This is a genomic window from Turicimonas muris (assembly GCF_002221595.1).
GTDB classification, from domain to species: domain Bacteria; phylum Pseudomonadota; class Gammaproteobacteria; order Burkholderiales; family Burkholderiaceae_F; genus Turicimonas; species Turicimonas muris.
Genome location: NZ_NHMP01000003.1, coordinates 269344 through 295544, shown reverse-complemented (window position 1 = coordinate 295544; position 26201 = coordinate 269344). Strand labels below are relative to the sequence as shown.

Below are 26201 nucleotides of genomic sequence, written 5' to 3'. Positions count from 1 at the left end.
CTATGAATTTTTTAGAGTGTAAACCGATGCCTGTCTCAGAAAAAAAACTTCGTTCTAATCCTGCCTGGATTAAACGTCATATTAATGATCCTTTTGTTAAGCAGTCAGTAAAAGACGGTTATCGGGCACGCTCTGTCTATAAATTAATTGAACTTAATGATAAAGATAAAATCATTAAAAAAGGAATGACGGTTGTCGATTTGGGAGCCGCTCCGGGGTCTTGGAGTCAAGTTGTCAAAGAAAAACTCATGGGTCCTGACGGGAAAATTCAAGGACGCGCCATTGCTCTGGATATTCTGCCAATGGACCCAATTGAAGGAGTGAACTTTATTCAGGGAGACTTCCGTGAACAGGAAGTTGCAGATCAGCTTACCGAACTTCTTCAAGGAGAAAAAGTTGATGTTGTACTCTCTGATATGGCCCCGAACCTTTCAGGTGTGGCAGCTGCAGACGCCGCACGTTGTTTGCTTCTGAACGAATTGGCACTGGATTTTGCCAAAGAAAATCTAAAGAAAAACGGGGCGTTTGTCTGTAAAGTATTCCAAGGAAGCGGATACTCTCAATTCGTAGAACAATGCAAGAAGTTGTTTAAGAAGGTTGCTTCTCGTAAGCCGGAAGCTTCCAGAACTTCTTCTGCGGAAGTTTATATCGTTGCACGGGACTTAAAGTAACTCAGCCTTTGCAACCTGACGGCCGGCCGTGATGCCGGCTTTTTGCTTATCGCTGAGGCGGTTACCTTGTCGGATCGATTTTGCTACACTCCTTTTCCTAAGTAAAAGCTTCTCTTTTTTCATTCTGCATCTTCATTGGATTTTTGTTTTATGAGCCAAGATTTCGTTCATCTGCGCATGCATTCGGAGTATTCCTTTCGCGACAGTACCATTCGCCTGAAACAGGTGGTACATAAAGCGGCGGCCGCAGGAATGAAGGCTTTAGCATGTACGGATGCCGGATCAATTTTCGGCGGCGTTACCTTTTATAAGGCTTGTCTGGGGCAAGGTTTAAAACCAATTATCGGTGTAGATGCTTGGATAAGGAACCCATCGGACGCTCATCATCCGTCCAAACTTCTTCTTCTATGTGCAAATGCGCACGGTTATCATACCCTTTGTGACTTGCTGACAAAAGCTTGGTTGGAAAATCAGGTTGACGAAAAAGGGCTGATTGAAGAAGAATGGCTGACGGAAGAAAACTGCGAAGGGCTTATTGCTATTTCCGGATTTCACGAAGGTGCAATCGGACGTTCTTTGCTAAATAATAAAAATTTCTCTGCAGAAGAAGAAGCTGAAAAACTTCACTCTATTTTCAAAGACCGGCTTTATCTTGAACTTCAAAGAGCAGGGAGAAAGTTTGATGAGGAGTTAGTCACTGAGACGATTAAACTGGCAAATAAGCTAAAGCTTCCCGTGGTCGCCACGCATCCAATTCAGTTCCAAGAAGCAGACGGATATCTCGATCACGAGATCCGTTGTTGCATCGCCCAGGGAACAACGCTGGCTAATCCTAATCGAGTAAAAGAATATACGGAAGAGCAGTATTTCAAGACAAAAGAAGAAATGCTGGAGCTCTTTAAAGACATCCCCAGTGCGATTGAAAATACCGTTGAAATAGCCAAACGCTGCAATTTCATGATGAAACTCGGTAAGCCTCAGCTTCCGTTGTTCGAAACGCCTGACGGAATTTCTTTAGACGACTATATGGCGCAGCTTTCCAGAGAAGGCCTGGAAATGCGCTTGAAGATTCTTTATCCGGATGAGGCTAAGAGAGACGCTGAAAGACCTAGATATATTGAGCGCTTAGAAAGAGAAATCGGCGTTATTCAAAAGATGGGTTTTTCCGGCTACTTCCTTATCGTTCAGGACTTTATCCGTTGGGCTAAAAGTCACGGCTGTCCGGTCGGTCCGGGCCGCGGATCCGGAGCTGGATCTCTGGTTGCTTTTTGCTTGGAAATTACGGACTTGGATCCTCTCGAATTCAGTTTGCTGTTTGAGCGATTCTTGAATCCTGAACGCGTCTCCATGCCTGACTTTGACGTGGACTTTTGCCAGAATAACCGCGGCCGAGTAATTGAATATGTAAAACAGAAATACGGGTCTGATGCGGTAAGTCAGATCGCGACATTCGGTACTATGGCGGCAAAAGGTGTTATCAAGGATGTCGGCCGTGTGCTTGACTTTCCCTATAACCAATGCGACTTGCTGACACGTCATATTCCTTCTAATCCCGGGCAGCAAGTTTCTTTGGAACAGGCTATTGAAAGTGAACCTGAATTCAAAGCCATTATTAGCAACTCTCCCGAGCTAAAACCTTTAGTAGCTTCTGCCATTAAGCTCGAGGGCTTGTGCCGAAATATCGGTATTCATGCCGGTGGCGTGCTGATTGCTCCGGGAAAACTCACCGACTTCTGTCCTCTTTATGCGGCCGACATGCTTCCGGAAAACGTCATCAGTATGTATGACAAAAAGGGCGTGGAAGAAGTCGGTCTGGTTAAATTTGACTTCCTTGGTTTGACTACTCTTACCATCGTGGCAAGAGCATTGGATTACATCGAAAAAAATACGGGCAAACGTCCTGATATCGAACATTTGCAGCCGACGGATAAGAAGGTTTACGACAAAATCTTTAAGCCTGCGGATACCGCAATGGTATTCCAGTTTGAATCACCGGGTATGCGTGACATTATGGTCCGTTCCGTCCCGACTAAGCTTTCTGACCTTATCGCTCTGAATGCCCTTTATCGCCCGGGTCCGATGGCTTTGGCAGATGACTTTATTGAGCTCAGAAAAGGCGGCGAGAAGAAGCCGGAGTATGCAGATGACCGACTGATTCCTGTTTTGGAAGAAACGGTCGGAATCATGATTTATCAGGAACAGGTGATGCAGGTCGCGCAGATTATCGCCGGCTATTCACTTGGCGGTGCTGATATTCTTCGCCGTGCCATGGGTAAGAAAGACGCTACGGAAATGGAACGGCAGTCTAAGATTTTCTTGGAAGGAGCCGTAAAGAACGGGGTAAAAGAAGAAGTTGCCGAAGAGCTCTTCAATAAGATGAGGAAGTTCGCGGAATACGGTTTCAACAAGTCTCACGCTGCTGCTTACTCTTACGTGGCTTATCAAACCGCGTGGCTTAAATGTTATTACCCGGCGGAATTTATCGCAGCTAACCTTTGTGAAGTCATGTTGAACTCCACGAAGTTATTTGATTACATTGCAGATGCTCAGCGTCATGGAATAAAGGTTCTGCCGGTCGATATTAATGCAAGCGAGTTTTACTTCACCGCTCCCGATTCCAAGACTATCCGCTTTGGCATGGGGGCATTAAAAGGCATGGGCGAGGCTCCGGCCAATGCGATTGTGGAAGAGAGAACCAAGAACGGTCCTTTCAAAGACATGGAAGATCTGGTCAACCGATTGGGGACTAAAGTTATGTCTCGAAAGGTTTTGGAAGTTCTGAGCACGATTGGTGCGTTCGACTCAATCGATCCGAACCGCAGAATGTGGCTGGAAAACGTTCCGCAGATTTATCGGTCGGCTCAAGAAAATGAAGAAAATGCCGATCAGATGGGTTTATTCGGGGAAGAAAGTTCTGAGATGAGCACTGAGTTGATTCAGTTCAAGCCCTGGGACACTCTCGAAAGAATGAAAAAAGAAAAGAGCATCATTGGGTTCTTCTTTACCGGCTCTCCGATGGATGCCTGCAGGGAAGAAATCAAAGATCATTTCGGCGGTCTGACCATTAAAGAATGTCCTCTGGATACTCAGACCAAGTTCAGTAACTTTAAAGGCTTCGGTGTAGTTTCCAGCATCAATTTCGGTGTTAGTAAGACCGGCAACCACTTCTGTAAATTAAATATCGATGATGGATTGCATCGTTACGAAATGAGAACTTCGCAAGAACTCTATGAATTCTGCAAGAAAGAGGTTTCAGTCGATGAAGTGTATATGGTCGAAGGAACGGTCGTCTACAACGATCAATCAAATGTCTTCTCTTGGAATCTGAAATCCATGCGACCGATTAGTGAAATCAGAGCCTCTCACGGAGCAAAGCTGCAGCTGGTTTTAGATAAAAAGGGAAAGATGAGCGAGTTAAAAGCATTGATTGAAGAACTTTCCGTTCATCCGTCTTCCTTGAGAACTGCTCCGATTGAAATTAAAGTAAGAGAAGGTGACACGGAAGTCTGCATTCCGTTGCCGGCCAACTTCTCTGCGCTATTATCAGGAGCGAACCTTTCAAAAGTTGAAAACTCGGATTTGATAAAACAGGCGAAGATTAACTATAAGTAGTTTGCAAAAATTCATCTCCTAATTCGAGGCTGGATCTTGAAAAAGCCTCGGACAACCACAACATAATTACAAGTGGGATATTTCTTGCTTTGTGTTGATAGATAGAATTTTTCGATAATGTTATTGTCATAATCTTTTGTTAGTTTCTGATGTAACGATTGAATATCTTCATTAAATCGAAGCAAGCAAGCTTCATTGTTTGAGGTGAAACTTTGAATAATAAAAATTTATTTGCGAAGGCAGCTATCTGGATTGTCATCGCTTTTGTGTTGTTTACCGTCTTCAAGCAGTTTGACGGCGCAAAACGCCTTGCGTCCTCTGAGCAGACTACAAGCTACACCCAATTTATGGATGAAGCTAAAGACGGCAAGATTAAACGTGTCGACGTCCAAGGAAGAACTCTTACCGTAACACCCGTGGAAGGGGCCTCTTATAAGATTACGGCTCCGGGAGATCTTTGGATGGTCGAAGATCTTAGAAAGGCAGGAGTCCAGGTTTACGGACAGCCGGATGAGGAGCAGAGCTTCTTAGCGACTCTCTTTATTTCTTGGTTTCCAATGCTTCTCTTAATCGGCGTGTGGATTTTCTTCATGCGTCAGATGCAGGGCGGCGGAAAAGGCGGTGCCTTCAGCTTTGGTAAGTCCAAGGCTCGTATGCTCGACAGCACCAACAATAATATTACCTTTGCAGATGTCGCCGGCTGCGATGAAGCAAAGGAAGAGGTCACGGAACTTGTAGACTTCTTAAAAGACCCGACCAAGTATCAAAGGCTCGGCGGAAGAATTCCTCGCGGTGTTCTTTTGGTTGGCTCTCCCGGTACAGGTAAAACGTTATTGGCAAAAGCTATCGCCGGGGAAGCAAAGGTGCCGTTCTTTACGATTTCCGGCTCTGATTTCGTAGAAATGTTCGTCGGTGTGGGTGCCGCTCGCGTCCGCGATATGTTTGAAAATGCCAAGAAGAATTCTCCTTGCATCATCTTCATTGATGAAATTGATGCGGTTGGCCGTCAGAGAGGTGCCGGTTTAGGCGGCGGCAACGATGAAAGAGAACAGACACTTAACCAGATGCTTGTGGAAATGGACGGCTTCGATACTGGCTCTGGTGTTATTGTGATTGCTGCAACCAACCGTCCTGACGTTTTGGATCCGGCTTTATTGCGTCCGGGCCGTTTCGACAGACAAGTTGTCGTTCCGCTTCCTGATATCCGCGGCCGTGAGCAGATTTTGAAAGTTCACATGAGAAAAATCCCTGTCGGTGCTGACGTGGATGAAGAAATTCTTGCCCGCGGGACACCCGGGTTTTCCGGCGCTGACTTGGCTAACCTTGTTAACGAAGCTGCCTTGTTCGCCGCACGCAGAAACGGTAAAGTCGTTGCTATGGAAGACTTCGAACGCGCCAAAGATAAGATCATGATGGGTGCCGAAAGAAAAGGCATGGCCATGAACGAAGAAGAGCGCAAAAATACGGCTTACCATGAAAGCGGACACGCTTTGGTTGCCCGTTTAATGCCGAAGAGCGACCCTGTTCATAAAGTTACGATTATTCCGCGCGGAAGAGCTCTTGGTTTGACCATGCAGCTTCCGGCAGAAGACCATTACTCCTACGATAAGCAGTATTTGCTTACTCGTATTGCCATTCTTTTCGGCGGCCGTATTGCTGAAGAGGTCTTTATGCATCAAATGACTACAGGTGCCTCTAATGACTTCGAAAGAGCAACCCAGATGGCTCGCGATATGGTTATGAGATACGGTATGAGTGATGCTTTGGGACCAATGGTTTACGCAGAAAACGAAAACGAAGTTTTCTTGGGACGCTCCGTTACTCAGACTAAGCATGTTTCTGAAGAAACAATGCGTAAGGTTGATGCTGAAGTTCGCCGCATCATCGATGAACAGTATGCGATTGCCAGAAAGCTCATCGAAGAAAACCAAGACAAGATGCACAAAATGGCGAAAGCTCTTTTGGAATGGGAGACCATCGACGCTGCACAGATTGATGACATTATGGACGGAAAAGATCCGAGACCTCCTAAACAGCTTCACAAAAAAGCTGCTAAGAAGGATGATGATGTTATTGAGGCGGAAGCAACAGAAATCAAAGAGCCCGCATCTGAAGCTTCCTCTGAGACTGTTTCTGAAACTCCTGCGGCTTCTGGAGCCGGAGAGGAGAAAAAGTCTGAGGCTTCCGATGCTCCGAAGTCAGCAATTGAAGAGCTGGCTGACGATGATAAAAAAGATCAGCCGAACAAGTAAAATTATCTTAACTTAGATTCAGGAGGCTGCTAAGGCGGCCTTCTTTTATTCCTGATTAAAGAAATGGCAGAAGAATTCCTAACTGACGAAGATGATGACGAGGAAGAAGTAAAGATTCCGGAAATCAAAGGTTCGAAGAACTACATGACGCCGGCTTGCTATCATCGTTTGCTTGACGAGAGACAAAGGTTAGTTAAAGTCGAGCGACCGGAGGTTGTTCAGGTGGTTTCTTGGGCAGCTTCTAACGGAGATAGAAGTGAGAACGGAGACTACCTTTATGGCAAGAAGAGACTTCGTGAAATCGATCGAAGAATTCGGTTTTTGAACAAACGTTTGGAAAACAGCGAAGTTGTCGATCCGGCTACGCGTCCGCCGACAGATCAAGTATTTTTTGGCGCCACGGTGCTGTTCAGCGATGAAGACGGTAATGAATCAAGAATTAGAATCGTTGGAATTGACGAGGCCGATGCGACTGTGGGAGATGTGTCTTGGATTTCTCCGATTGCTCGAGTTTTCTTGAAAAAATCAGAAGGAGATACTGTCTTATTGCCTACTCCTAAAGGAGTCAAGAAACTCGATATTCTCGAGGTAACCTATGTTGGAAATCCTCCGGGAACGCCTCACCAGCTTTGATTTGAGCCAAAAACCTGCCTTTAAGAAGTCGGTTTTTGGAACTGAAGAAATGCAAAAATTCAATAAGTTGTAACTGTAAAAACAGTTGGACTCATCCATTTTTGTTCTAGAATTGCACGGTCTATAAAGGACCTTTATTTTTAATTTTATGGAGTGGCCGGTAAAGCCATGGAAACAGAACAATATTTATCAGACTTTGACTTTGAGCTTCCCGAAGAGCTCATTGCGCAATTCCCGCTCGCTGACCGTACGGCATCTCGACTTCTTCATGTTTCCAAAGACGGAAAGATAGAAGACTTAACTTTCAGAGATATCTTAAAGTTGCTGAGAAAAGACGATCTTCTCGTGTTTAACAACACTAAAGTTATTAAGGCTCGTCTTAACGGCAATAAAGAATCCGGAGGCGCGGTCGAAGCGATGCTCGAAAGAATTCTCGGAGAATATGAAGTTCTAACAATGCTTCGTTCAAGCAAGTCTCCGAAACCCGGCACGAAACTCTTTTTTGTCAAAGATGGAGTGGAAGGAAGGGCAGAAGCAGAGGTCACGGGCCGTCAGGGGGAATTCTTTCTCCTGCAATTTACCGAGCCTGTTCTCGATGTTTTAGAAAAATTCGGAAAGGTGCCGCTGCCTCCTTATATCACGCATGCAGCTTCTAAATCGGACGAATCCAGATACCAGACGGTCTATGCAAAAGAGCCGGGAGCGGTTGCTGCGCCTACAGCAGGACTTCACTTTACGGATGAACTGCTTAAAGACATCAAGGCTTTAGGATGTGAAGAAGTCTTTGTGACCTTACACGTAGGGGCCGGAACCTTTCAGCCCGTTCGTTCAGAAAAATTATCTGAACATAAAATGCATTCCGAGTGGTATCACATTGATCAAAAAACAGCAGATGCCATCAACAAAGCACTTAAGGAAGGAAGAAGAGTGGTTTGCGTTGGCACAACAAGTTTGCGCGCCGTTGAATCAGCTGCAGCACTTGAAGAAGACAACCAAGTCAAAGCTGGAATACACGAAACCCGCCTCTTTATTAAGCCCGGATATAAATTCAAAGTGTGCGGAGCTATGGTCACGAACTTCCATTTGCCCAAATCAACCCTTGTGATGTTGGTCAGCGCACTATCCGGAAAAGATGAAATTTTTAAAGCTTACAAGCATGCCGTAGAAGAAAAATACAGATTCTTCAGCTACGGAGACGCTTGTTTCTTGGAGAAGAAGGAAACTGTATGAGTTTGACTTTTCATTTACATAAAACTCATGGAAAAGCCCGAAGAGGCGAGATGCATTTGAACCATGGTGTGGTTCAAACTCCGGTATTCATGCCCGTCGGCACTTATGGTACCGTCAAGGCCATGTCTCCTCTTGAATTAAATGAGATTGGCTCCCAAATTATTTTAGGCAATACCTTCCATCTGTGGCTGCGCCCTGGTCTTGAAGTCATCGAACAGCACGGGGGCCTTCATAAATTCATGGGATGGGAAAAGCCAATTCTTACCGACTCCGGCGGATTTCAAGTCTTTTCTCTTGGAAAATTGAGAAAAATTACCGAAGAAGGCGTTAAGTTTGCTTCTCCGATTAACGGTGAAAGACTTTTCTTAACTCCGGAAGTCTCGATGGAGATTCAAAAGGTTCTCAATTCAGATATCGCAATGATTTTTGATGAATGCACGCCCTATGAAATCGACGGTAGACCGGCAACTGAAAAAGAAGCTGCTGACTCTATGAGACTGTCATTGAGATGGGCCGAGCGCTCCAAAAATGCTTTCGTAAAACTTCAGAACCCTAACGCACTTTTCGGCATTGTTCAGGGCGGTATGTTTGAGAAACTAAGAGATGAATCTCTTGAAGGCCTAATGAAGATTGGCTTTGATGGTTACGCCATTGGCGGTCTTTCTGTCGGGGAACCTAAGGAAGATATGATGCGCATTCTTGACCATATGAGCGAAAGAATGCCTGCAGATAAGCCGCATTATCTAATGGGGGTCGGAACACCCGAAGATTTGGTAGAAGGCGTCAAGAGAGGTATTGATATGTTTGACTGCGTTATGCCTACACGTAACGCACGTAACGGTTGGCTTTTTACTCGCTACGGTGATATTAAGCTTAGAAATGCCCGCTATAAGAATGATTTGAGACCTTTGGATGAAACTTGCGACTGCTATTGCTGCAGAAATTTCTCCAGGGCATATTTGCATCACTTGCAGAAGGTCAATGAAATTTTGGGAGCACGCCTCAACACGATTCATAACCTTCATTTCTATCTCAATCTTATGCAGGAAATCAGAGACGCATTGGATAACGATACGTTTGACGAATGGTGCGAAAAATTCGCAGAGGATAGAAAGAGAGGAATTGAATAATTTCTAATTAACGCAACTCCTTTATAATTCCCAAGTTAATTATTAATGCACCAGTCGGTGATGGAGATTTAAATTGTTTTTTATTAGTGATGCATATGCCCAAGCAGCCGGAGCTCAGCCTGGTGGCCTTGAAAGCATGATGTCCTCTTTTGGCGTAATGCTTTTGATTTTTGTTGTTTTCTGGTTCTTGCTCATCCGTCCTCAGCAAAAGAGACAAAAAGAACATAAGAAGATGATTGATGCTTTGACCATTGGTAATGAAGTTGTTACAGCCGGCGGCATCATGGGTAAGATCGTTGAAGCCGATGAAAACTATCTTGTTCTTCAGATCGCTTCCGTCGACGACAAACCTGTGACTATCACTTTCCAGCGTTTAGCTGTTCAAGCAGTTCTCCCTAAGGGAACAGTCAAGTTCTAAAAGCTGCTCACTCAGCCCTCGAATGAGGGCTTTTGTTGTATTTATTTTTAGTGGTCTAATCCCTCCCAACCATGAATCGATATCCTATTTGGAAGTATGTTCTGATTGCGGTGATCCTTATTGTCGGTTTGGTTTACACCTTGCCGAACTTTTATGGTGAATCGCCTGCCGTTCAGGTAAGCCCAGGCAAGGCAACTGCAAAAGTAACGGAAAATACTCTCAAGACTGTTGAAGACGCGTTAAAAGCGGCTCAAATTTCTCCTAACGGTGTGTTCTTCGAACAAGGTGCTCAGCAAAACTCCATCAGAGTTAGATTTGCGCCGACTGAAGGCGAGCTTCAGCTCCGTTCCAAAGAAGTTATTGACAAAGCTCTTAACCCCGATCCAAAAGATCCAACATACATTGTTGCTCTTAACCTTGTTCCAAACACACCGCAGTGGCTTTTAAGTATTAATGCTTTGCCGATGTACTTAGGGCTTGACCTTCGCGGCGGCGTTCACTTCCTATTGGCTGTCGATATGGAAGCAGCCGTTTCAAAGAGAATTGAAGCTGCAGTCGGTGATGTAAGAACATTCTTAAGAGAAAAGAAGATTAGACACGCCGGTATTACCCGCAGCGGAAACAACATTGAAATCCTCTTCAGAAGTGAAGCGGAGCAAAGAGCTGCTTTCGATGTACTGAGAGACCATGCTTCCGATATGCAGTACGAAGAACTTCCGGGAAGCGGCAATCGCTACATCATTCGAGGCACAATGTCTCAAAAGGCAATGTCTGACGTTCAGGAATATGCCTTGAAGCAGAATGTTGCTACTCTTCATAACAGAATTAATGAACTTGGCGTGGCAGAGCCTGTAATCGCTCAGCAGGGTGCTGACCGTATTGTGGTCCAGCTCCCGGGGGTTCAAGATACAGCAAAGGCTAAGGACATTCTCGGTCGTACAGCTACTTTGGAAGTGCGTATGGTCGACGATAGTCCGGAGGCGATGAACTCTCTCGCTCAAGGTACAGTTCCCTTCGGCACTGAAAAATATAAAGACCGAGAAGGCAGAGAAATCCTCGTCAAGCGTGAAGTCATCCTCACCGGAGAAAATTTAAATGACGCTCAGCCGGGATTCGACAGCCAGACTCAAGAACCGACAGTTAACTTGACCTTAGACAATAAGGGTGCAAGAAAGTTCAAAGACGTTACTCGTGAAAATGTCGGTAAGAGAATGGCCATCATCCTTTTCGAAAAAGGTAAAGGTGAGGTCGTTACTGCTCCGGTTATCCGTCAGGAAATCGGAGGCGGCCGCGTTCAAATCTCCGGAAGAATGACCACTGTTGAGGCAACGGATACTGCTTTGTTGTTAAGAGCCGGTTCTTTGGCTGCTCCGATGGAAATCATTGAAGAAAGACTGGTTGGTCCGAGCCTTGGTGAAGAAAATATTAAAGCTGGCTTTAAATCCACTTTATGGGGCTTCATCGCCGTTTCTGTCTTCATGATTATTTACTACCATTTGTTTGGTGTAATTTCCGCAATAGCTTTGACCTGCAATTTATTCTTGCTGGTTGCCATCTTGTCTATGCTCCAAGCAACTCTAACGTTGCCGGGTATTGCAGCTATGGCCTTGACCCTTGGTATGGCTGTCGACGCTAACGTGCTTATTAATGAACGTATTCGTGAAGAACTGAGAGTGGGACGTACCCCTCAGCAGGCAATCTCGGAAGGTTACGGAATGGCTTTTAATACCATTTTGGACTCCAACATTACGAGCTTGATTGCCGGTGTCGCTCTGCTGATTTTTGGTTCCGGTCCGGTCAGAGGCTTCGCGGTTGTTCACTGTTTAGGTATTCTTACTTCTATCTTTACTGCCGTGATGGTATCTAGAGCAATTGTTAATCTCTACTATGGTCGCCGTAAGAAACTTACTAAGCTTTCAATTGGTCAGGTTTGGATCCCTGATGCAGAAAAAACTAAAAAGGGAGCCTAATCATGGAGCTGTTTAAAATTCATAAAACGATTCCATTCATGAAGTATTCAAAAATTTTGAATGCGATATCGTTTCTTTCATTTTTTATTGCAGTTGCTCTTCTGGTCATTAAAGGTTTAGCTTTCTCCATTGAGTTTACGGGCGGTTTGGTAATGGAAGTTAATTACCCGCAAGCTGCGCCGATTCAGCAAATCCGTACGGATTTGGAAAAAGTCACGGGCGGAGAGGTTCAGGTTGTTAACTTTGGTACAGCCAGAGACGTTCAAATTCGTCTCCCTCTGAAAGGGGATAAGACCTCTGCAGAGATGAGCGCCGAAGTTATGGAAGTTATTCATCAGCACGATGCTAAAGCCGAGTTGAGAAGAACTGAATTCGTCGGTCCTCAGGTTGGTGAAGAATTGGCAACTGACGGTTTAACCGCACTCTTGCTTGTGATTATCGGTATCATGGTCTACTTAGCATTCCGTTTTGAATGGAAATTCGCTGTGGCAGCCATTATCGCTAACTTCCACGACGTAATTTTGGTGCTTGGTTTCTTCTCTTTATTCCAATGGGAGTTCTCTTTGCCGGTGCTTGCTGCGGTACTGGCCGTGCTAGGTTATTCCGTTAATGAATCTGTAATTATTTTCGATCGATGCCGAGAATGCTTCAGAAAGATTCGAAAGGGAACACCGGTAGAAATTGTTAATACGGCTATTACCCAGACCATATCCAGAACGATCATTACTCACTCTTCGACATTGATGGTGACTTTAGCGATGTTCTTCTTTGGAGGTCCTGCTCTCCATTACTTCGCTTTAGCTTTAACTATCGGTATTTTGTTGGGTGTGTACTCTTCAGTGTTCGTTTCTGCGGCTATCGCTCTCTACTTAGGAGTTAAGAGAGAGGACTTAGTCAAGAAAGTCAGAAAAGATGAAATTACTGACATGGTCCCATAATATTTGATACCCACTTCGTTTTTAGAAGGGAGGCTTCGGCTTCCCTTTGCGCTATTGTGAAGGAAGGGAGGATTTATGAGAACAGGGCTGAGATGGTTCAAATTTGCAATAAGCAAAGTTTCTGATTTCAGAGGAAGGGCAGGGAGATCAGAATTCAATTGGTATGTGTTGTTCTTTGTTCTCTTTGCGGCCTTATGCTTCGGCCTGGATACAATAGTTTCTGATTATCCGATTATCGTTTCGATTTATTTTGCCCTTGCCATTGTTCCTTCAATTCTCTTGGTTATTCGCCGACTCCATGACATAGGACACTCAGGATGTTGGTGCATTTTGTTTTTTCTGGTTCCTCCGTTAATGCTTTATCTAATGTTCTCCCCTTCAGATAAAGAACCTAATCAATTTGGTTTCACGGAACGGCTGGTCAATGATTCTCCAAAACCTTTTAAGCCAATTGATGAAGGGAACGGATTCGAAGAACTGACGGATCACGGGTTGAGAAGAAAAAACGGAGAACCCTATCAGTCTTAAAGCTGTTTCAAGAGGCAGTTTGACTTCTTATTCTAGAACGCAGGAAGTGTGTTGATCTTCGGGTAGAATCGATTAATACCTATAACTCAATGCAATAATATTTTCTCAATATCAAGTGACGGAGGGAATTATGTCTAAAAAAAAAGATATTTCCAAAAAAGAAATCAAAAAAAGAATTAAGTTAGAAGACAAAATTTTTAAACTGATTCTTAAATCACGCTCTAAAAAGCATCCTCTTGATGAACAGGTGTATGCGGTAATCGACTTTCTTGAACAGCTTCAGTACAGCCTTAAGGAGTTGGTTAAAGAGGATGAACAGAAAGAGCAAGCTGAAACTGAAAAACTCATCCAAGAGGAACTTCCTGAACCTGAGGTGAGAGAAGAAATCAAGGAAGAGCCAAAAGCTGAAGTTAAAGAAGAAGCAGCTGAAGTTGCCCCGTCTACAGAGACGCCTGCAGCGACAGTCAAAGAAGTTAAGAAATCTTCTAAGAGAAAAGGAAGAAAACAGATTAGAAGAAGAAAATAAAACATAAAAAATCCGCCGATTTGGCGGATTTTTTATGAGTTAATCTACATTGAAGCCGTTTTTACGTGCTGCTATAAGAGCTTCAGTCCTATTTTTGGCATTAAATGCTCGGTAAATAGCCGCGACATGAGTCTTAATGGTTCCCTCAGAGAGTTCCATTTTTTTGCAGATAGTCTTAATTGAATCCCCTTGGCTAAGCAGTTTAAGAACTTGACACTGCCTTGGAGTTAAGTGCACGGAGGAGCTCGGGTTTTCAAGCGGCTGCTGAGGATTCATTCCAACAGACTGCTGTTGAGAGAGAACTTTGGAAGGGATATAAACACCGCCTTCAAGCACAAAGCTAATTGCATGTTTAAGGAGTGTAGCATCCAAGGATTTAGGAACGTAACCTGCAGCGCCGGCCGATAGGCTCTTCAAAATACTGTCTGGATCGACTACTCCTGATAACACAAGAATTTTCAGAGCAGGATATTCAGATAATAATTGTTCAAGTAATCCGGTACCGCTTGAGTCAGGTAAGCATAAATCTAAAATCATCAAGTCTGCGGAATCACCAAATTTGTTTGCTAACTCACGCGCATCTCTTGCCGAAGATCCTGTATAAATTTGGACTTCCGGGTACATGCTTTTAATAACGCGCTCATTGCTGTGGTGATCAGAGAATGGTCATCTACCAACAACACCAAATGAGGCTGTTTCATAAATACTTTCTCCTAAATATGCGTGATAGGAACGATTATATAGTAGTGGACTAGCAGATTCTCGGTAACTGTTCTCCGCTTAACCAATCCACCATTCTAGTTCCACCGAAGGGCGTTTCCATCTGAACAAAGCAGTTCTCATCCTCTACGCAAGTCCCGATAATCTGAGCATTCTTTCCTAAGGGATTTGCACGCATAATTTCCAGCATTTTTTCTGCATCTTCAGGTCCGCAAATTGCGATAAGCTTTCCTTCATTGGCAACAAATAAAGGATCGAGACCGAGGAATTCACAAGCAGCGGTAACCTGTTCTTTCACCGGAATCTTAGCCTCTTCAATTTTCATTCCGACTTTAGATTGAGTTGCAAGTTCATTAAGTGTGGTACCAAGACCTCCGCGTGTCGGATCACGCATACAGCGTAAAGAAGGAATCTCTTTGACTAATGCTTCTGTCATGGAATTGAGACTTGCGGAATCGCTTTGAATTTCGGTCTCAAAGCCTAAATTGGCTCGTTGACTCATAATGGCAATGCCGTGGTCTCCAATGTCGCCTGACACGGCAATCACGTCGCCTGGTTTGCAGTTTGCTCCGGAAAGGTGAATGCCTTTAGGTACAACACCAACACCCGTGGTGTTGATGTAAATGCCGTCCCCTTTGCCTTTTTCAACTACCTTGGTATCACCGGTCACAATATAGACTCCGGCTTTCTTGGCCTCTTCGGCCATGCTCTTCACAATCTTTTCCAGGTCAGCTAAAGGGAAACCTTCTTCGAGAATAAAACCTGCGCTTAAGTAAAGAGGTTTTGCACCGCACACGGAAACATCGTTAACGGTTCCATGAACGGATAATGAACCGATGTCGCCGCCGGAGAAAAAAATGGGAGAGACGACATGAGAATCGGTCGCCATCACTATGTGGCCTTCAGCGGCTGGAAGATATGCTCCGTCATCGCCTTGCATGAGATATTCATTGTTGAAGTACTTGGCAAAGAGTTCGGAGATTAACTGTGCGCTGGCTTTGCCGCCTGCGCCATAGTTCATTTCGATTTTTCCGTTTTTAATATTCAGCGGACGGACATAATGTTTCTTTTTTTCTTGCATTTTATTTGCACCGATACTGGCTATTTCTTTGTTCTTCTTCCGTAAGTGTAATAAGCTGCGCAGGCGCCTTCACTGGAGACCATGCAGCTTCCGATTGGAGTTTCCGGTGTGCAGACAGTTCCGAAAGCACGGCAGTCGGACGGATGCTTTTCTCCTCGCAGAATCGCGCCGCATTCGCATGCTTTGTTGTCCGGGACTCTGCGGTAGGGAAGATCAAAACGTTTTTCTGCGTCAAAGAAGGCATAGTCTTCACTTAGCTTTAGAGCGGAATAGGGAACGCTTGAGAGGCCTCGCCACTCAAAAGAGTCTCTGATGTCAAAGACTTCCTTCATTAGATTAATGGCCTTAACGTTGCCTTCGGGCTTGACCGCACGAATAAATTCGTTTTCAACTTCCGCTCTTCCGTCATTAATTTGCCTAATGAGCATAAGAATAGCTTGAAGCATGTCTAACGGTTCAAAACCTGCGACAACAACGGACTTTTTATATTTCTCTGCCAATTCCTTGTAGGGGTCAGATCCGATAATGGTGGAAACATGGGCGGGGCCGACAATCCCGTCAATTTTGACGCCGTTCGGATTGTTCAAAATGTGCTTCATGGCGGCTGGGGTTAAAACATGGTTGCAGAACACTGAGAAATTCTTAATATTTTCTGCCTTTGCCTGTTTTAGAACAACGGCTGTAGGAGGTGTCGTAGTTTCGAATCCTATGGCAAAAAAGACAACCTCTTTGTCGGGGTTTTCTTTTGCAATCTTGTACGCATCGCTGACGGAGTAAACCATGCGGATATCTGCACCTTGAGCTTTCGCCTTCATCATGGAGATTCCGCCGGATGCCGGTACTCGCATGGTATCAGCATAAGTACACAAAATAACATGATGCTTAACGGCTAGCTCAATGGCAGAGTCGATTCGTCCGATCGGCATGACGCAAACGGGACAGCCCGGACCGTGAATCATTTCCACATTTTTCGGAAGAATATTTTCTAAGCCGTAACGGCTTAAAACGTGAGTATGACCGCCGCAAAATTCCATTAAACGATAGGTACGCTCCGGTCTGACTTCTTCCGCAATCTTCTTTGTGATCTCTTTGGCTATTGCTGAGTCGCGATATTCACTAATGTATTTCATAAAACTATTCTTAAGCGGAGACCTGAGAATTGAAAAGTTGAATGGTTTTTTGGGCTTCTTCAGGATCGATCTTCTGAAGAGCATAACCGACATGAAGAATGACATAATCACCGACTTGTACATCTTCAATCAAAGCCGTAGAAATTGTTTTCTTAACACCGGCAATTTCTGCGATTGCTTCATCACCGGGAAGCACTTCAATAATTTGTACGGGAACGGCTAAACACATTTTTATTCCTTCTCTATAACATTTGCCATACCGGCGACCCACAGCTGTCCGAGAGATAAACCTCCGTCATTACAAGGGACTTCGGTAGATTCGTAAATTTTTAACTTTTGATGCTTCAATGCATTTTTGATTTGTCTTATCATGAGATTATTGAGGCAGCAGCCGCCTGAAAAACAGATTTTCGTGATGCCTGCCTTTGTACTTTGTTCAATTAATTCTTCGGCAATAGCGGAAGCAATTGTCGTGTGAAAATCCGCAGCCGCTTCTGCTGTGTCTTGCCTTTGAGCAAGATGCAGAAGAAATTCATCGAGATTTAGAATGCCGTTTTCTCGTTTGACCATTTCTCTCAAAAAGCGGCCGTTTTTATTTTTGGCTGCGTATTCCAATAGAACAGGGGCTTCGCCTTCGTAGGTGGAAAAGTCCTTAACCCGAAGAAGTGCTGCCGCCATGTCAAAAAGCCTGCCTAGACTTGAGGACTGTGGAATAGGAAAGTTTGAATCAATCAGATGAAAAATCATTTGAACATTCCTGTTCGGGAACAATTCTCGAGCCAGGTTACGATTTCCGTGTTTTGCTAAAAAGGCTGCGGCAATTCTCCATCCCTCTTTTGCGCATTTATCTCCGCCCGGAAGGGCAACTGGTTTGAAGTGGCTTAAACGCAAAAATCCGCTCGGATCTACGAGAAGAATTTCTCCTCCCCAGCTTGTGCCGTCCGTCCCTAATCCAACCCCGTCCAAGGCAACTCCCAGAACAGGCTCTTCAAGCCCATGCTGAGCCATTACGGAGGCGATATGAGCGTGATGATGCTGGACAGGAAAAAGCTTGGCTCCGTATTTATCCGCTAAATCTTCTGCTAATCGAGTTGAAAAGAAGTCGGGATGAAAATCACAGGCAATAATAGACGGGTGAATATCAAACGTTTCAATCAAATGTTCAATAGCTTCAGATAAAGTCGTGCAATTAGAGACTCTGTCCAAATCTCCAATATGCTGAGAAAGAATCGCACTATCTTCTTTTGAAACACAAGCGGTGTTCTTTAGCCAGGATCCTGTAGCGATGCAGGAAGGCACTTTCCTCGGTAGCTTAGTGACCTTTGGAACGTATCCGCGGGCTCTTCTTATGATTTTTGTCGGTTCCGAAAGATCGCTGCGGATTACTGAGTCATCGCATCGTATAAGAATATTCCTATTGTGCTCGAGATAAAAATCGGCAATTCCTTGCAGCTGCTCTTCGGCTTCTTTATTGTTAATAACTAGAGGTTCACCTCCTGCATTGGCGCTTGTCATTACCAGATAAAGAGGAACTTCTTCTGAGGCGAGCGGATAGTGAGGTTGCCGGTTAACTGCCTCAAAAAATAAAAGCCAATGGATGGGTGTGTAAGGAAGCATCAGACCAATTGTAGAAAGATCGGGAGCTATTCCATCAAGCAGTTCATCGGTTCTGTCCTTCTTTGGACAAAGAACAATGGGGGCAGCACTCGATTCCAAAAGATTTTTGGCTTCTTGATCGATTACAAGAAATCTTTTCGCACTCTTAGCGTTTGCAGTCATGATCGCAAACGGTTTACTTGGTCTGTTTTTTCTTTTGCGAAGTTCTCTGACGGTTTGGGAATTTAACGCATCACAAACTAGATGAAAGCCTCCCAATCCTTTGATTGCACCGATTGCACCTTTTTTTATTAATTTGAAAGTTTCTGCAATTGGGTCGTCGGTCTCTATAAGATTGCCGTCCTTATCTTTCAAAGCTAGTTGAGGACCGCAGTTCCAACAGGCATTTGGCTGAGCATGAAAACGACGGTCAAGAGGATCTGTATATTCTTTATGGCACAAAGAACACATTGGAAAGTCCTTCATGCTGGTTTGTGGTCGATCGTAGGGAATATGAGCAGTAATCGTATATCGAGGACCGCAGTGAGTGCAGTTAATAAAAGGATACCGGTACCTTCTGTTGCTTGGATCAACAAGCTCTGCCAAGCAGTCTTTGCATACGGCCGCATCGGCAGGAATCGTTGTTTTAACTGCCGAGGATCTGCTTTCAATAATTCTGAAAGAAGAAAACACCGGATACTCAACGACTGCTTCGTCTAAAGAATCTACTGAAGCAAGAGGAGGCAGTTCTTTCTTGAGGCGTCTGTCAAAGACCTCTTGTTGTTCTTTAGTGCCCTGAAGAATAATCTCTACCCCTTCTCCGTCGTTTAAAACCGTTCCTTTTAACCCTTCGGAAACAGCAATAACGTATACAAAGGGCCGGAAACCGACTCCCTGAACAGTTCCGCGAACTCGGATTCTTCGGGTGTAGAGATTTGAATCCATATGATTATTTACGATGGTTCTTTAACCAGTCAATCCACTTTTCCATTCCCTCTCCGGTAGTTGAAGAAAGTTCAATGATTTCGATATCCGGATTGACTTGTTTGGCGTACTGTTTGCATTTCTCAACGTTAAAATTGAGATAAGGAAGGAGATCGATTTTTGTCAAAATCATTACCTTTGATGCATTAAACATGTACGGATACTTCAAAGGTTTGTCCTCTCCCTCAGTGACGGAAAGAACGACTACCTTGCATAATTCTCCAAGGTCGAAAGCTGCCGGGCAAACAAGATTGCCGACATTTTCGATAAACAGAATGGAATTGTCCTCTGGAACTAATTTTGCTGAGGCGTCTTTAATCATTTCAGCATCTAAATGGCAGTTTTCTCCTGTGTTGATTTGAATAGCTCGGCAGCCGGTTGCTCTGATTCTTTCTGCATCATTGATAGTCTGCTGATCTCCCTCGATCACCATCAGAGGGACTTCATTTTTTAAAGCGTCGATAGTCTGACAAAGCAGTGTAGTTTTGCCGCTTCCCGGGCTGGACACCAAGTTGAGTGCGAGAATATTGTGTTCGGCAAAATAATTCCTGTTTTCCGCAGCGACTTTATCGTTTGCTGCCAGAACATCCATCTCAAGTTTGATTAAACGATCATCTACATCGCTCATGAAATACCTTTTTAGAAATTAATTTATTTTTTCAGTTCTATTCGTTCGGGGAATCTAACTGATTAATTAGTATGATCATGTTCCTGTCCATGATCATGATGATGTTCATGGCTGTGTTCGTGTTGGTGGTCATAATCATGTTCGTGATGATGTTCATGGCCGTGGCAATGTTCATGATCACCATGGTGATGAGCATGAATATGCTGTCCTGATTGATCCAAATCTTCAATTGTTGCGCCTTTGCCGCCGCATCCACATGTAATACACATATTAACCTCCAAGTGTTACTAATCTTCTGTTTTAAGTTCAAGTTCTGAGACCCTGAACTCGTTGCCACCGTTAATTCTTAACTGATACCCTCCGCAAATAGGACAAGGATCGCCTAAATGATGGAACGGAACGGTTTGAGCACACTTCATGCACCAAGCTGTTCCTTCCGGGCGTTCAAGTTCAATTTCTGCTCCTTCCATTACAGTCCCATGAGAGGCGATTGTGAGACTTTGCATCAAGGATTGCAGCTCAACTCCAGCCAACTCGCCGACGATTAATTTAATTTTTGCTACATCCCGATTGTTGTTCTGTTGTGAAACGCTCTCAACAATCTCCACAATGCTTTGCGCCAAAGACATCTCATGCATTTTTATTGACCTCGATATTGATTTGAACACACGGGTCGTAGGAAGAAACCACCAGATAAACCAGTTTTTTTAATTCATCTTCCGACTGTCCTGAAATGTCTTTTAAAGAATCATTAAAAGCATGGGAGTCAGTTACATTCAGCTCTGTTGGAGTCAAGATACCGTAATCTGCAATGACGGTTTTTCCCTTTTTTTCTTCCAATTTGGCAAAGTGAAAAAGAACGCCGCGAGAGTTTTGAATAACGCTTAGCGCGCATTTATCTTCCAACTTCAAGACTGAGGCAGAAATCTCGGAAGGGAAGTCATCCATCAGAGTTGTAATGAGTTCAACGAATCTGGCGCAAAGTCGGGTGTATGCCGTGTTTCCATCTTGTGCGAGCAGATAAGAAATAAGAGGATCTTTTCTTTGACGTGCTACTGCTCCCGTTAGATGTTTGATATCGAACTTATGTCCTTTTGACATCCATAGTTTCTTTTCCTTCACATCTTCTAAAAGCACTCGAGGAGTCTTTTTAAGAAGAGGAAGTCTGCACCATCCTAAGTTACGGTGAGAGTTAAGAGCCGCAAAGATTGACGGAATGTCTTCAGAAGTTTCGTCGGTGAATCCATTGAGAAGATCTTGCTCCCAATCTTCGCCGAAGTCGGCCAGCAAAAGAGGAAGAGCCAAGTCTGCTAATTTTCTTTTTTCTTGTTTAACTTTTTCCGAATCGCGAGGATCAACTTTTTTAAGTTCGCTTACTTGTGCACGAATCTCGACAATGCGGTGAATGTGTCTTTTTCGGAAAGCTTCAGGAGCAAGCTGCAGCAAAAAGAAACGTACTCCTTCGTTAATGATTTCCAGGTAATTCTGCCAAACGCAGTCTTTGAGGGTTTCTTTGGTGTCTTGTCCCGAAGCTTCATACAACGCAAGTTTGGCAGCTGCACTCTGTGAGTCGGGGCAGAGAGAAAAAAGAATAGGAATGAGTTCAAAGACTTCCTCTGCGGTTTTGCCGATAAATAACTTTTCTACAGAAACTTCAGAAGAAGCTTTCACAGCTGCATTTCTTACACAGTTATCGTCTGTATCGAGAAAAATATTGAGATTTCCGACAAAGCTCATGTGTTCTCCTGTTGTTTCCTTCTAAAGAAGGATCTTCTAGAAATTGGTTTAGATAAAGTGTTCTCTACGGCTTTTTCTACTGCCTCTTCCTCGACTTCTCGTTTAGATTCAACCATAGGAGTGCCTTCTTCTTCAGGCTGCTCATCTTTCATAATTTCATCGAGAGCGGCATAGGCGACTTCGACAGCCATTTGATCGTCCGTAATTTCCTCAAGAGGGGAAAGGAGGGAACACATTTTGTATTCACCAAGGATTTTATCCTTGACGCTGATAAAGTCATAGAGACCGGCCGGAAATTGATAATGAAGTTTTTTCCCTTCAGGAACTGATTTCCAATATCCTTCTTCTCCCTCACATAAAATAAGATTGATGGCCCAAGGCGTGACCATGACTCCGAGCCAGAAGTTCGTCCATTTCTTAAAACCAACGGCGTGGACCTTAACTTTCGGATGAAGAAAGGGGAGTCCCTTCATTCGGTTTTGATGAATGTACTTAAACCCAGCCTCTAAACGAGAGGCTGGATTTGGTTTCCAAACGGCAGACACCTCACTTTTCTGCATAATCTTTGGGAACTACCATGAACAGTTCTTTTTCGCATCCGCAGACCGGGCAGCACCAATAGTCAGGAAGTTGAGAAAATGGAGTAGAAGGTTCGATATTCTGATCAATATCGCCTTTTTCCGGATCGTAAACATAGTGGCAGACCTTACATTCCAAGCAGTCTGTGTCCTTGAGCTTGGAGGCGTCCCCTAAATAAGTTCCTTCAAAGCCATGCATTAAGACAACTCCACGGAAGAAAGCTCCCAGCTAGATGTAACCCATTCGACCAATTCTTTGATTCGCAAGACCGAGTCCTGAAGATCTTCTGCAGAGGCAAGTGCTTCTTCGGGGAGACCGCAGACGACAATGGTGTTGAGAATCATCAAACGAGTCGGAGCGTTGTTAAAGTACTGAATTCTCCATGCATGACGAACGTCGGTGGAAAGAATATGGCAGTTTCCGAATCCTCTGGACATCATATGCACGGCGCCCATGCCAAGAGCTGTGTCAATGATCTGATTGTCAGCCGGAGTCATTGGAAGATGACTCAAATTAAATGTCTTAGCTGGTGCGCCCGGTTCCCAGCTCTTAAGAGCGGCGTTAAGTTCAGCCAAGATGGCAGGGCTGTTCATGGCCTCCGGGTCTTCCTTTGTAGGGTTAAGTCCCTCTTTAGAAGTCAGATAAGCGGCTTCCGGTACGCAGGCGGGTATGGCGCTTACTTCGATCTGGTCGGAAATTGGTTTGCCATCTTTGTAATAGCAGACACGCCAAACACCGACGAAGATGGATTCTTGAATGCGGATCTCGTCGAAATTATCCTGCGGAAGTTTGATGATGATAGAAACTTCGCCTTCACCCAACATTTGGTTGACCAAATTCAAGGTAGCAGGATCAAGATGGTTTAAAGCGAAAGAGGGACCGGCCGCATTGGAATTTTGGTTCCAATTCTTCATTTCTTGATAAAGCTCAATGAATAATTGACGGCAGCGAGTTGCCGTTTCTTTATCGCTGATTTCCGGAGCACGAGGTCGGATGTATGTTTCCACGGTATCTGGAACACCGATGGTCATTGCCTTTTCTTCATCGGGCTGTGAACCGGGGCCGATGCTTTTAATTGGAATGTTGATTGGCCGAGAAGTAAATTTGTTTAGCATGATTTAACAGGAATTCCGATTGATGGTGGGAAGGAAGGAGAACGCTGAATAATTTCATCAACTTCAGCAACAAGTTGAGACCACAGACGCAAGCCGTCGACCGCTCCGAGATAAGCACCGTCTCTTACAAATACCATAGCCGGCCAGCGTTTGAAGCCGTAGATAGCAGAAAGTTTTCTGGCATGAGGAGGGCAGATGACAGCTTTGTTTTTGATTAATTGACAGGATTTTGCCAACTCTGGAGCAATGACGATCGCATCCATAGTTTCTTTCATGCGGTTTGGATCGTCTACAAAGAGAATCAGAGAAAGACCGTCTTTCTTAAGAAATGCTTCAAAAGAATCGGAATCAATTTGCTCGAAACCACATTCCTCAGTCATTTTTTTAAAGATAGGATGAGTCTGCAGATCTATTTTTTTAGGTACTTCTATAAGCATGATTACCTCTTTTTTAATTGGGCAGCCAGATGCGGAGGAAGACGTCCGGTGTTTGCAGTGATGTCGGCAAATGCGTCCTCAGTATTTGGATCAAGATTCCCGTTCATCACGTTTTCCAGAGAATCTAACGCTTTGTTTACTTGGGCAGCTCTGTCTTCCGTAAGAACGTCCATTGCTGTTCCGTTCCATGCCAGGATCCAAGTTCCGGGTTCAAGCGGGCCAACCATCATAATGTCGATTTTTTCCCGCAGGCCTCTGCCTTCACAGATGGCCACGCCTTCATCCGGAAGCTCCTTGACGATCATTGGTATTCCGATACACATAGGTTATGCCTCGTTAGTGCGGATAAAGGCGTATCTTCTATCACCCGTTCGATCAGCCTCTTCTTGAGAAGGTCTTTCTGCTTCGTACCTTTCCATGTTCAGGGCAGAGTTTTCATTCAGAGGCTCGTAAGATTCGTTCAGAGTTCTTTCTCTTAAAGGGACACCCCAGTTTTTTAATTCTTTAAAAGCAGCCTCAACGGCTGGCCCGAGCTGTTTTTTGGCCTCATTAGATAAAGAACCACCGTAATCATCAAGAAGCACAGGCTGGAAGCCCACAACGATGATTTGGTTCGGCGCAGACAAGCGTAGATGAGCAGCTGCTAATAAGTCATTCATTCCGTCTTGGTGCGGGGAAAGTTTGGTTGATGTCCAAATTGAAATTTCTTTATCGTGAAGAACTCTTAATTCACCGGGTTTTCCGTGAAAATCACAGCAGTCAAAAACCAGAAGCTTGTCGCATCTACAAATGTCATCGAACAGATACATTCCGAGAGTGCCTCCGTCGATTACTTTGTCTGCCGGATCAAGCACTGCGTAGCTTTTATGGAACTCTTCAACAGCTCTTACGCCAAAGCCTTCGTCAGCCCAAAGAATGTTTCCGATCCCGAGGATTAAAGTTGGAATTTCTTTTGTCATACGCTATTAGTAACCTTCGTAGTTACACTTACTTATCCAAGTGATTATACGGTAAAAGTAAGTGGAAATACTAATGATTGGCTCTTAAATAGCGAGTGGATTGAAATTTTTGTATAGATAAAGAAATTAACTAAAAGTAATATGAATAAGTTATATAAGAAGGACTGAAAAGGAGGATATAAAAACAACAAAACTCGTCAGAGACGAGCTTCTTATTGTGCGGGAAGACTTTGTCGCTTTTCTTTTTCCAGTTCCTGGTATAGATCCCAGTGCATTTGCAGCGTAAGCCAAAATTCGGGGTCCGTATTAAAGAAGCGGGCAAGCTTTATAGCGGTAGAGGGAGTTATTGAGCGTTTTCCTACTACTAGTTCATTAACTCTTCTTCTTGAGATTCCTAAGGCCCTCGCAAGGTGAGCCTGAGAAATAGAAAGGGGCTGCAGAAATCTGGAATCTAAGAACGCTCCCGGGTGAGGGGCGCTTCTGCAGGACTTCAGGAAGGAGAGGTCGGATAATTTGGCCTCTCTTCCGAATCCTTTATTCCGTAATTCTGCAGCCAATTTTATACAACGCCTAGAAATTACTTACCGGAGTAAGTTCTTTCGATCTCCGCGTCCGGGAACTGAGGTTCCTTGAAGTAGCGGATGCCGTTGATAATTGTGGATACCTGAGTACCGCCGCCCATAATATCTTCACGGAAGCTCATGTATAAGTGAGCGCAGAGGAAGATAAGGATGTAGTACATCAGCAAATGGTGGAAGGTTCTTACCGGCTGCGGGCCGCCAAGCCATTCAGTAACCCAACCGAAGTATGTCATCCAACCTGTATCCCAACCCCATTGCTGAGCATAAAGACCAAACCCGGTAATGATGATGAGAACACTGCCGAGAATGTACATTAAGCACATTGCGGTTTGAGCCAAAGGATTGTGTCCGACATATTCTTTTGGATGCTTATTCAAGAAGAGATAATAAGCAGCGCAACCGAAGATGCCTTTGAGCCACATAATGTCCCAGAAGGGCAGAATGAAGATCATTCTTGAGTATTTGTTGCCCACAAATGCCCAGTAGATACGGTAGGCAAGAAGAGCAGCAAACAGCATGCCGCATACTAAGTGGATCAGGATAATATGTCCGAAGAAATATGTGCTCCATGTATCCGCATAGTTGGGGATCGGAGGCCAGCCGATTAAGAAGCCGGTGATACACAAGAGAAAGAAAACAACCGCTTGTGCCCAATGCCAAAACCTAACTGGGGCCTCATAGACATATACAGGCTCGATCGGTCCTTCAAGAATTTCATACGACCATTTCGAGATTTTCATAAAACC

29 protein-coding genes are annotated in these 26201 nt (G+C 44.3%); 11 read left to right on the top strand and 18 right to left on the bottom strand.

Annotated elements, in window-relative coordinates:
* The first annotated feature begins 26 nt into the window (after positions 1–26).
* Positions 27–671: an RlmE family RNA methyltransferase gene (locus ADH67_RS06800; protein WP_066593429.1), complete on the top strand. Its 645-nt coding sequence runs from the start codon at positions 27–29 to the stop codon at positions 669–671.
* Here ADH67_RS06800 and ADH67_RS13635 read toward each other — a convergent pair.
* Positions 663–794: a hypothetical protein gene (locus ADH67_RS13635; protein WP_269089532.1), complete on the bottom strand. Its 132-nt coding sequence runs from the start codon at positions 792–794 to the stop codon at positions 663–665. The two genes, ADH67_RS06800 and ADH67_RS13635, sit on opposite strands and share 9 nt — an antisense overlap.
* Before the next feature lie 27 nt (positions 795–821).
* Between ADH67_RS13635 and dnaE the strand changes: the two genes are divergently transcribed.
* From dnaE to ADH67_RS06750, 10 genes are all read left to right on the top strand, one after another.
* Complete coding sequence (dnaE, locus tag ADH67_RS06795) at positions 822–4283, top strand: DNA polymerase III subunit alpha (protein ID WP_066593427.1); 3462 nt, start codon at positions 822–824, stop codon at positions 4281–4283.
* 212 nt (positions 4284–4495) lie between these two features.
* Entirely contained in the window at positions 4496–6535 is a 2040-nt protein-coding gene (ftsH, locus tag ADH67_RS06790; protein ID WP_066593424.1) for an ATP-dependent zinc metalloprotease FtsH, read from the top strand.
* Between the two features lie 63 nt (positions 6536–6598).
* Positions 6599–7168: a transcription elongation factor GreB gene (greB, locus tag ADH67_RS06785; protein ID WP_066593422.1), complete on the top strand. Its 570-nt coding sequence runs from the start codon at positions 6599–6601 to the stop codon at positions 7166–7168.
* 168 nt (positions 7169–7336) lie between these two features.
* The gene (gene queA, locus ADH67_RS06780; protein ID WP_066593420.1) at positions 7337–8398 is read left to right on the top strand and encodes a tRNA preQ1(34) S-adenosylmethionine ribosyltransferase-isomerase QueA; all 1062 of its coding nucleotides are present in this window, start codon (positions 7337–7339) and stop codon (positions 8396–8398) included.
* The gene (gene tgt / locus ADH67_RS06775) at positions 8395–9528 is read left to right on the top strand and encodes a tRNA guanosine(34) transglycosylase Tgt (protein WP_066593418.1); all 1134 of its coding nucleotides are present in this window, start codon (positions 8395–8397) and stop codon (positions 9526–9528) included. The genes queA and tgt overlap by 4 nt, the downstream gene beginning before the upstream one ends.
* 73 nt (positions 9529–9601) lie before the next feature.
* Entirely contained in the window at positions 9602–9946 is a 345-nt protein-coding gene (gene yajC / locus ADH67_RS06770; RefSeq protein ID WP_066593416.1) for a preprotein translocase subunit YajC, read from the top strand.
* 71 nt (positions 9947–10017) lie between these two features.
* The gene (gene secD, locus ADH67_RS06765) at positions 10018–11916 is read left to right on the top strand and encodes a protein translocase subunit SecD (RefSeq protein WP_066593414.1); all 1899 of its coding nucleotides are present in this window, start codon (positions 10018–10020) and stop codon (positions 11914–11916) included.
* Positions 11917–11918: 2 nt separating this feature from the next.
* Positions 11919–12854 carry a protein translocase subunit SecF gene (gene secF / locus ADH67_RS06760; RefSeq protein WP_066593412.1) on the top strand — a complete coding sequence of 312 codons (936 nt, stop codon included), beginning with the start codon at positions 11919–11921 and terminating at the stop codon, positions 12852–12854.
* A gap of 75 nt (positions 12855–12929) precedes the next feature.
* Positions 12930–13382 carry a DUF805 domain-containing protein gene (locus tag ADH67_RS06755; protein WP_066593409.1) on the top strand — a complete coding sequence of 151 codons (453 nt, stop codon included), beginning with the start codon at positions 12930–12932 and terminating at the stop codon, positions 13380–13382.
* Positions 13383–13512: 130 nt separating this feature from the next.
* Entirely contained in the window at positions 13513–13908 is a 396-nt protein-coding gene (locus tag ADH67_RS06750; protein ID WP_066593406.1) for a hypothetical protein, read from the top strand.
* Positions 13909–13947: 39 nt separating this feature from the next.
* Here ADH67_RS06750 and ADH67_RS06745 read toward each other — a convergent pair whose 3' ends face one another.
* The 17 genes from ADH67_RS06745 to cybH all read right to left on the bottom strand — a co-directional run bounded on the left by ADH67_RS06745 (position 13948) and on the right by cybH (position 26195).
* Positions 13948–14532: a LuxR C-terminal-related transcriptional regulator gene (locus ADH67_RS06745; protein ID WP_084081495.1), complete on the bottom strand. Its 585-nt coding sequence runs from the start codon at positions 14530–14532 to the stop codon at positions 13948–13950.
* A gap of 127 nt (positions 14533–14659) precedes the next feature.
* Positions 14660–15709: a hydrogenase expression/formation protein HypE gene (gene hypE / locus ADH67_RS06740; protein ID WP_066593403.1), complete on the bottom strand. Its 1050-nt coding sequence runs from the start codon at positions 15707–15709 to the stop codon at positions 14660–14662.
* A gap of 20 nt (positions 15710–15729) precedes the next feature.
* The gene (hypD, locus tag ADH67_RS06735) at positions 15730–16839 is read right to left on the bottom strand and encodes a hydrogenase formation protein HypD (RefSeq protein WP_066593400.1); all 1110 of its coding nucleotides are present in this window, start codon (positions 16837–16839) and stop codon (positions 15730–15732) included.
* A gap of 10 nt (positions 16840–16849) precedes the next feature.
* Positions 16850–17068, bottom strand: coding sequence for a HypC/HybG/HupF family hydrogenase formation chaperone (locus tag ADH67_RS06730; RefSeq protein ID WP_066593397.1), 219 nt, complete (start codon positions 17066–17068; stop codon positions 16850–16852).
* Between the two features lie 2 nt (positions 17069–17070).
* Positions 17071–19380 (bottom strand): carbamoyltransferase HypF, encoded by a 2310-nt coding sequence (gene hypF, locus ADH67_RS06725; RefSeq protein ID WP_066593395.1) that lies wholly within the window; start codon positions 19378–19380, stop codon positions 17071–17073.
* A 4-nt stretch (positions 19381–19384) separates the two neighbouring features.
* On the bottom strand, positions 19385–20047 hold the full coding sequence (hypB, locus tag ADH67_RS06720; RefSeq protein ID WP_089275728.1) for a hydrogenase nickel incorporation protein HypB: 663 nt from the start codon (positions 20045–20047) through the stop codon (positions 19385–19387).
* Positions 20048–20109: 62 nt separating this feature from the next.
* On the bottom strand, positions 20110–20316 hold the full coding sequence (locus tag ADH67_RS06715) for a hypothetical protein (RefSeq protein ID WP_099421376.1): 207 nt from the start codon (positions 20314–20316) through the stop codon (positions 20110–20112).
* An 18-nt stretch (positions 20317–20334) separates the two neighbouring features.
* Positions 20335–20676, bottom strand: a complete 342-nt coding sequence (locus tag ADH67_RS06710; RefSeq protein ID WP_236578589.1) for a hydrogenase maturation nickel metallochaperone HypA/HybF — start codon at positions 20674–20676, stop codon at positions 20335–20337.
* 1 nt (position 20677) lies between these two features.
* A complete protein-coding gene (locus ADH67_RS06705) occupies positions 20678–21784 on the bottom strand; it encodes a hypothetical protein (RefSeq protein ID WP_066593391.1) in 1107 nt (368 codons plus the stop codon).
* A complete protein-coding gene (hybE, locus tag ADH67_RS06700) occupies positions 21781–22344 on the bottom strand; it encodes a [NiFe]-hydrogenase assembly chaperone HybE (protein WP_066593390.1) in 564 nt (187 codons plus the stop codon). Before hybE ends, ADH67_RS06705 begins: the two co-directional genes overlap by 4 nt.
* Positions 22331–22561, bottom strand: coding sequence for a rubredoxin (locus ADH67_RS06695; RefSeq protein WP_066593379.1), 231 nt, complete (start codon positions 22559–22561; stop codon positions 22331–22333). The genes hybE and ADH67_RS06695 overlap by 14 nt, the downstream gene beginning before the upstream one ends.
* Complete coding sequence (locus tag ADH67_RS06690; protein WP_066593369.1) at positions 22561–23478, bottom strand: hydrogenase expression/formation protein; 918 nt, start codon at positions 23476–23478, stop codon at positions 22561–22563. Before ADH67_RS06690 ends, ADH67_RS06695 begins: the two co-directional genes overlap by 1 nt.
* The gene (locus ADH67_RS06685; protein WP_066593366.1) at positions 23472–23915 is read right to left on the bottom strand and encodes a thioredoxin domain-containing protein; all 444 of its coding nucleotides are present in this window, start codon (positions 23913–23915) and stop codon (positions 23472–23474) included. Before ADH67_RS06685 ends, ADH67_RS06690 begins: the two co-directional genes overlap by 7 nt.
* A 2-nt stretch (positions 23916–23917) precedes the next feature.
* Positions 23918–24238: a HypC/HybG/HupF family hydrogenase formation chaperone gene (locus ADH67_RS06680; protein ID WP_066593363.1), complete on the bottom strand. Its 321-nt coding sequence runs from the start codon at positions 24236–24238 to the stop codon at positions 23918–23920.
* A gap of 3 nt (positions 24239–24241) precedes the next feature.
* Positions 24242–24874: a HyaD/HybD family hydrogenase maturation endopeptidase gene (locus ADH67_RS06675; protein ID WP_066593361.1), complete on the bottom strand. Its 633-nt coding sequence runs from the start codon at positions 24872–24874 to the stop codon at positions 24242–24244.
* 212 nt (positions 24875–25086) lie between these two features.
* Complete coding sequence (locus ADH67_RS06670; protein WP_236578526.1) at positions 25087–25431, bottom strand: HigA family addiction module antitoxin; 345 nt, start codon at positions 25429–25431, stop codon at positions 25087–25089.
* A 20-nt stretch (positions 25432–25451) separates the two neighbouring features.
* Positions 25452–26195: a Ni/Fe-hydrogenase, b-type cytochrome subunit gene (gene cybH, locus ADH67_RS06665; protein WP_066593358.1), complete on the bottom strand. Its 744-nt coding sequence runs from the start codon at positions 26193–26195 to the stop codon at positions 25452–25454.
* Between the last annotated feature and the right edge of the window lie 6 nt (positions 26196–26201).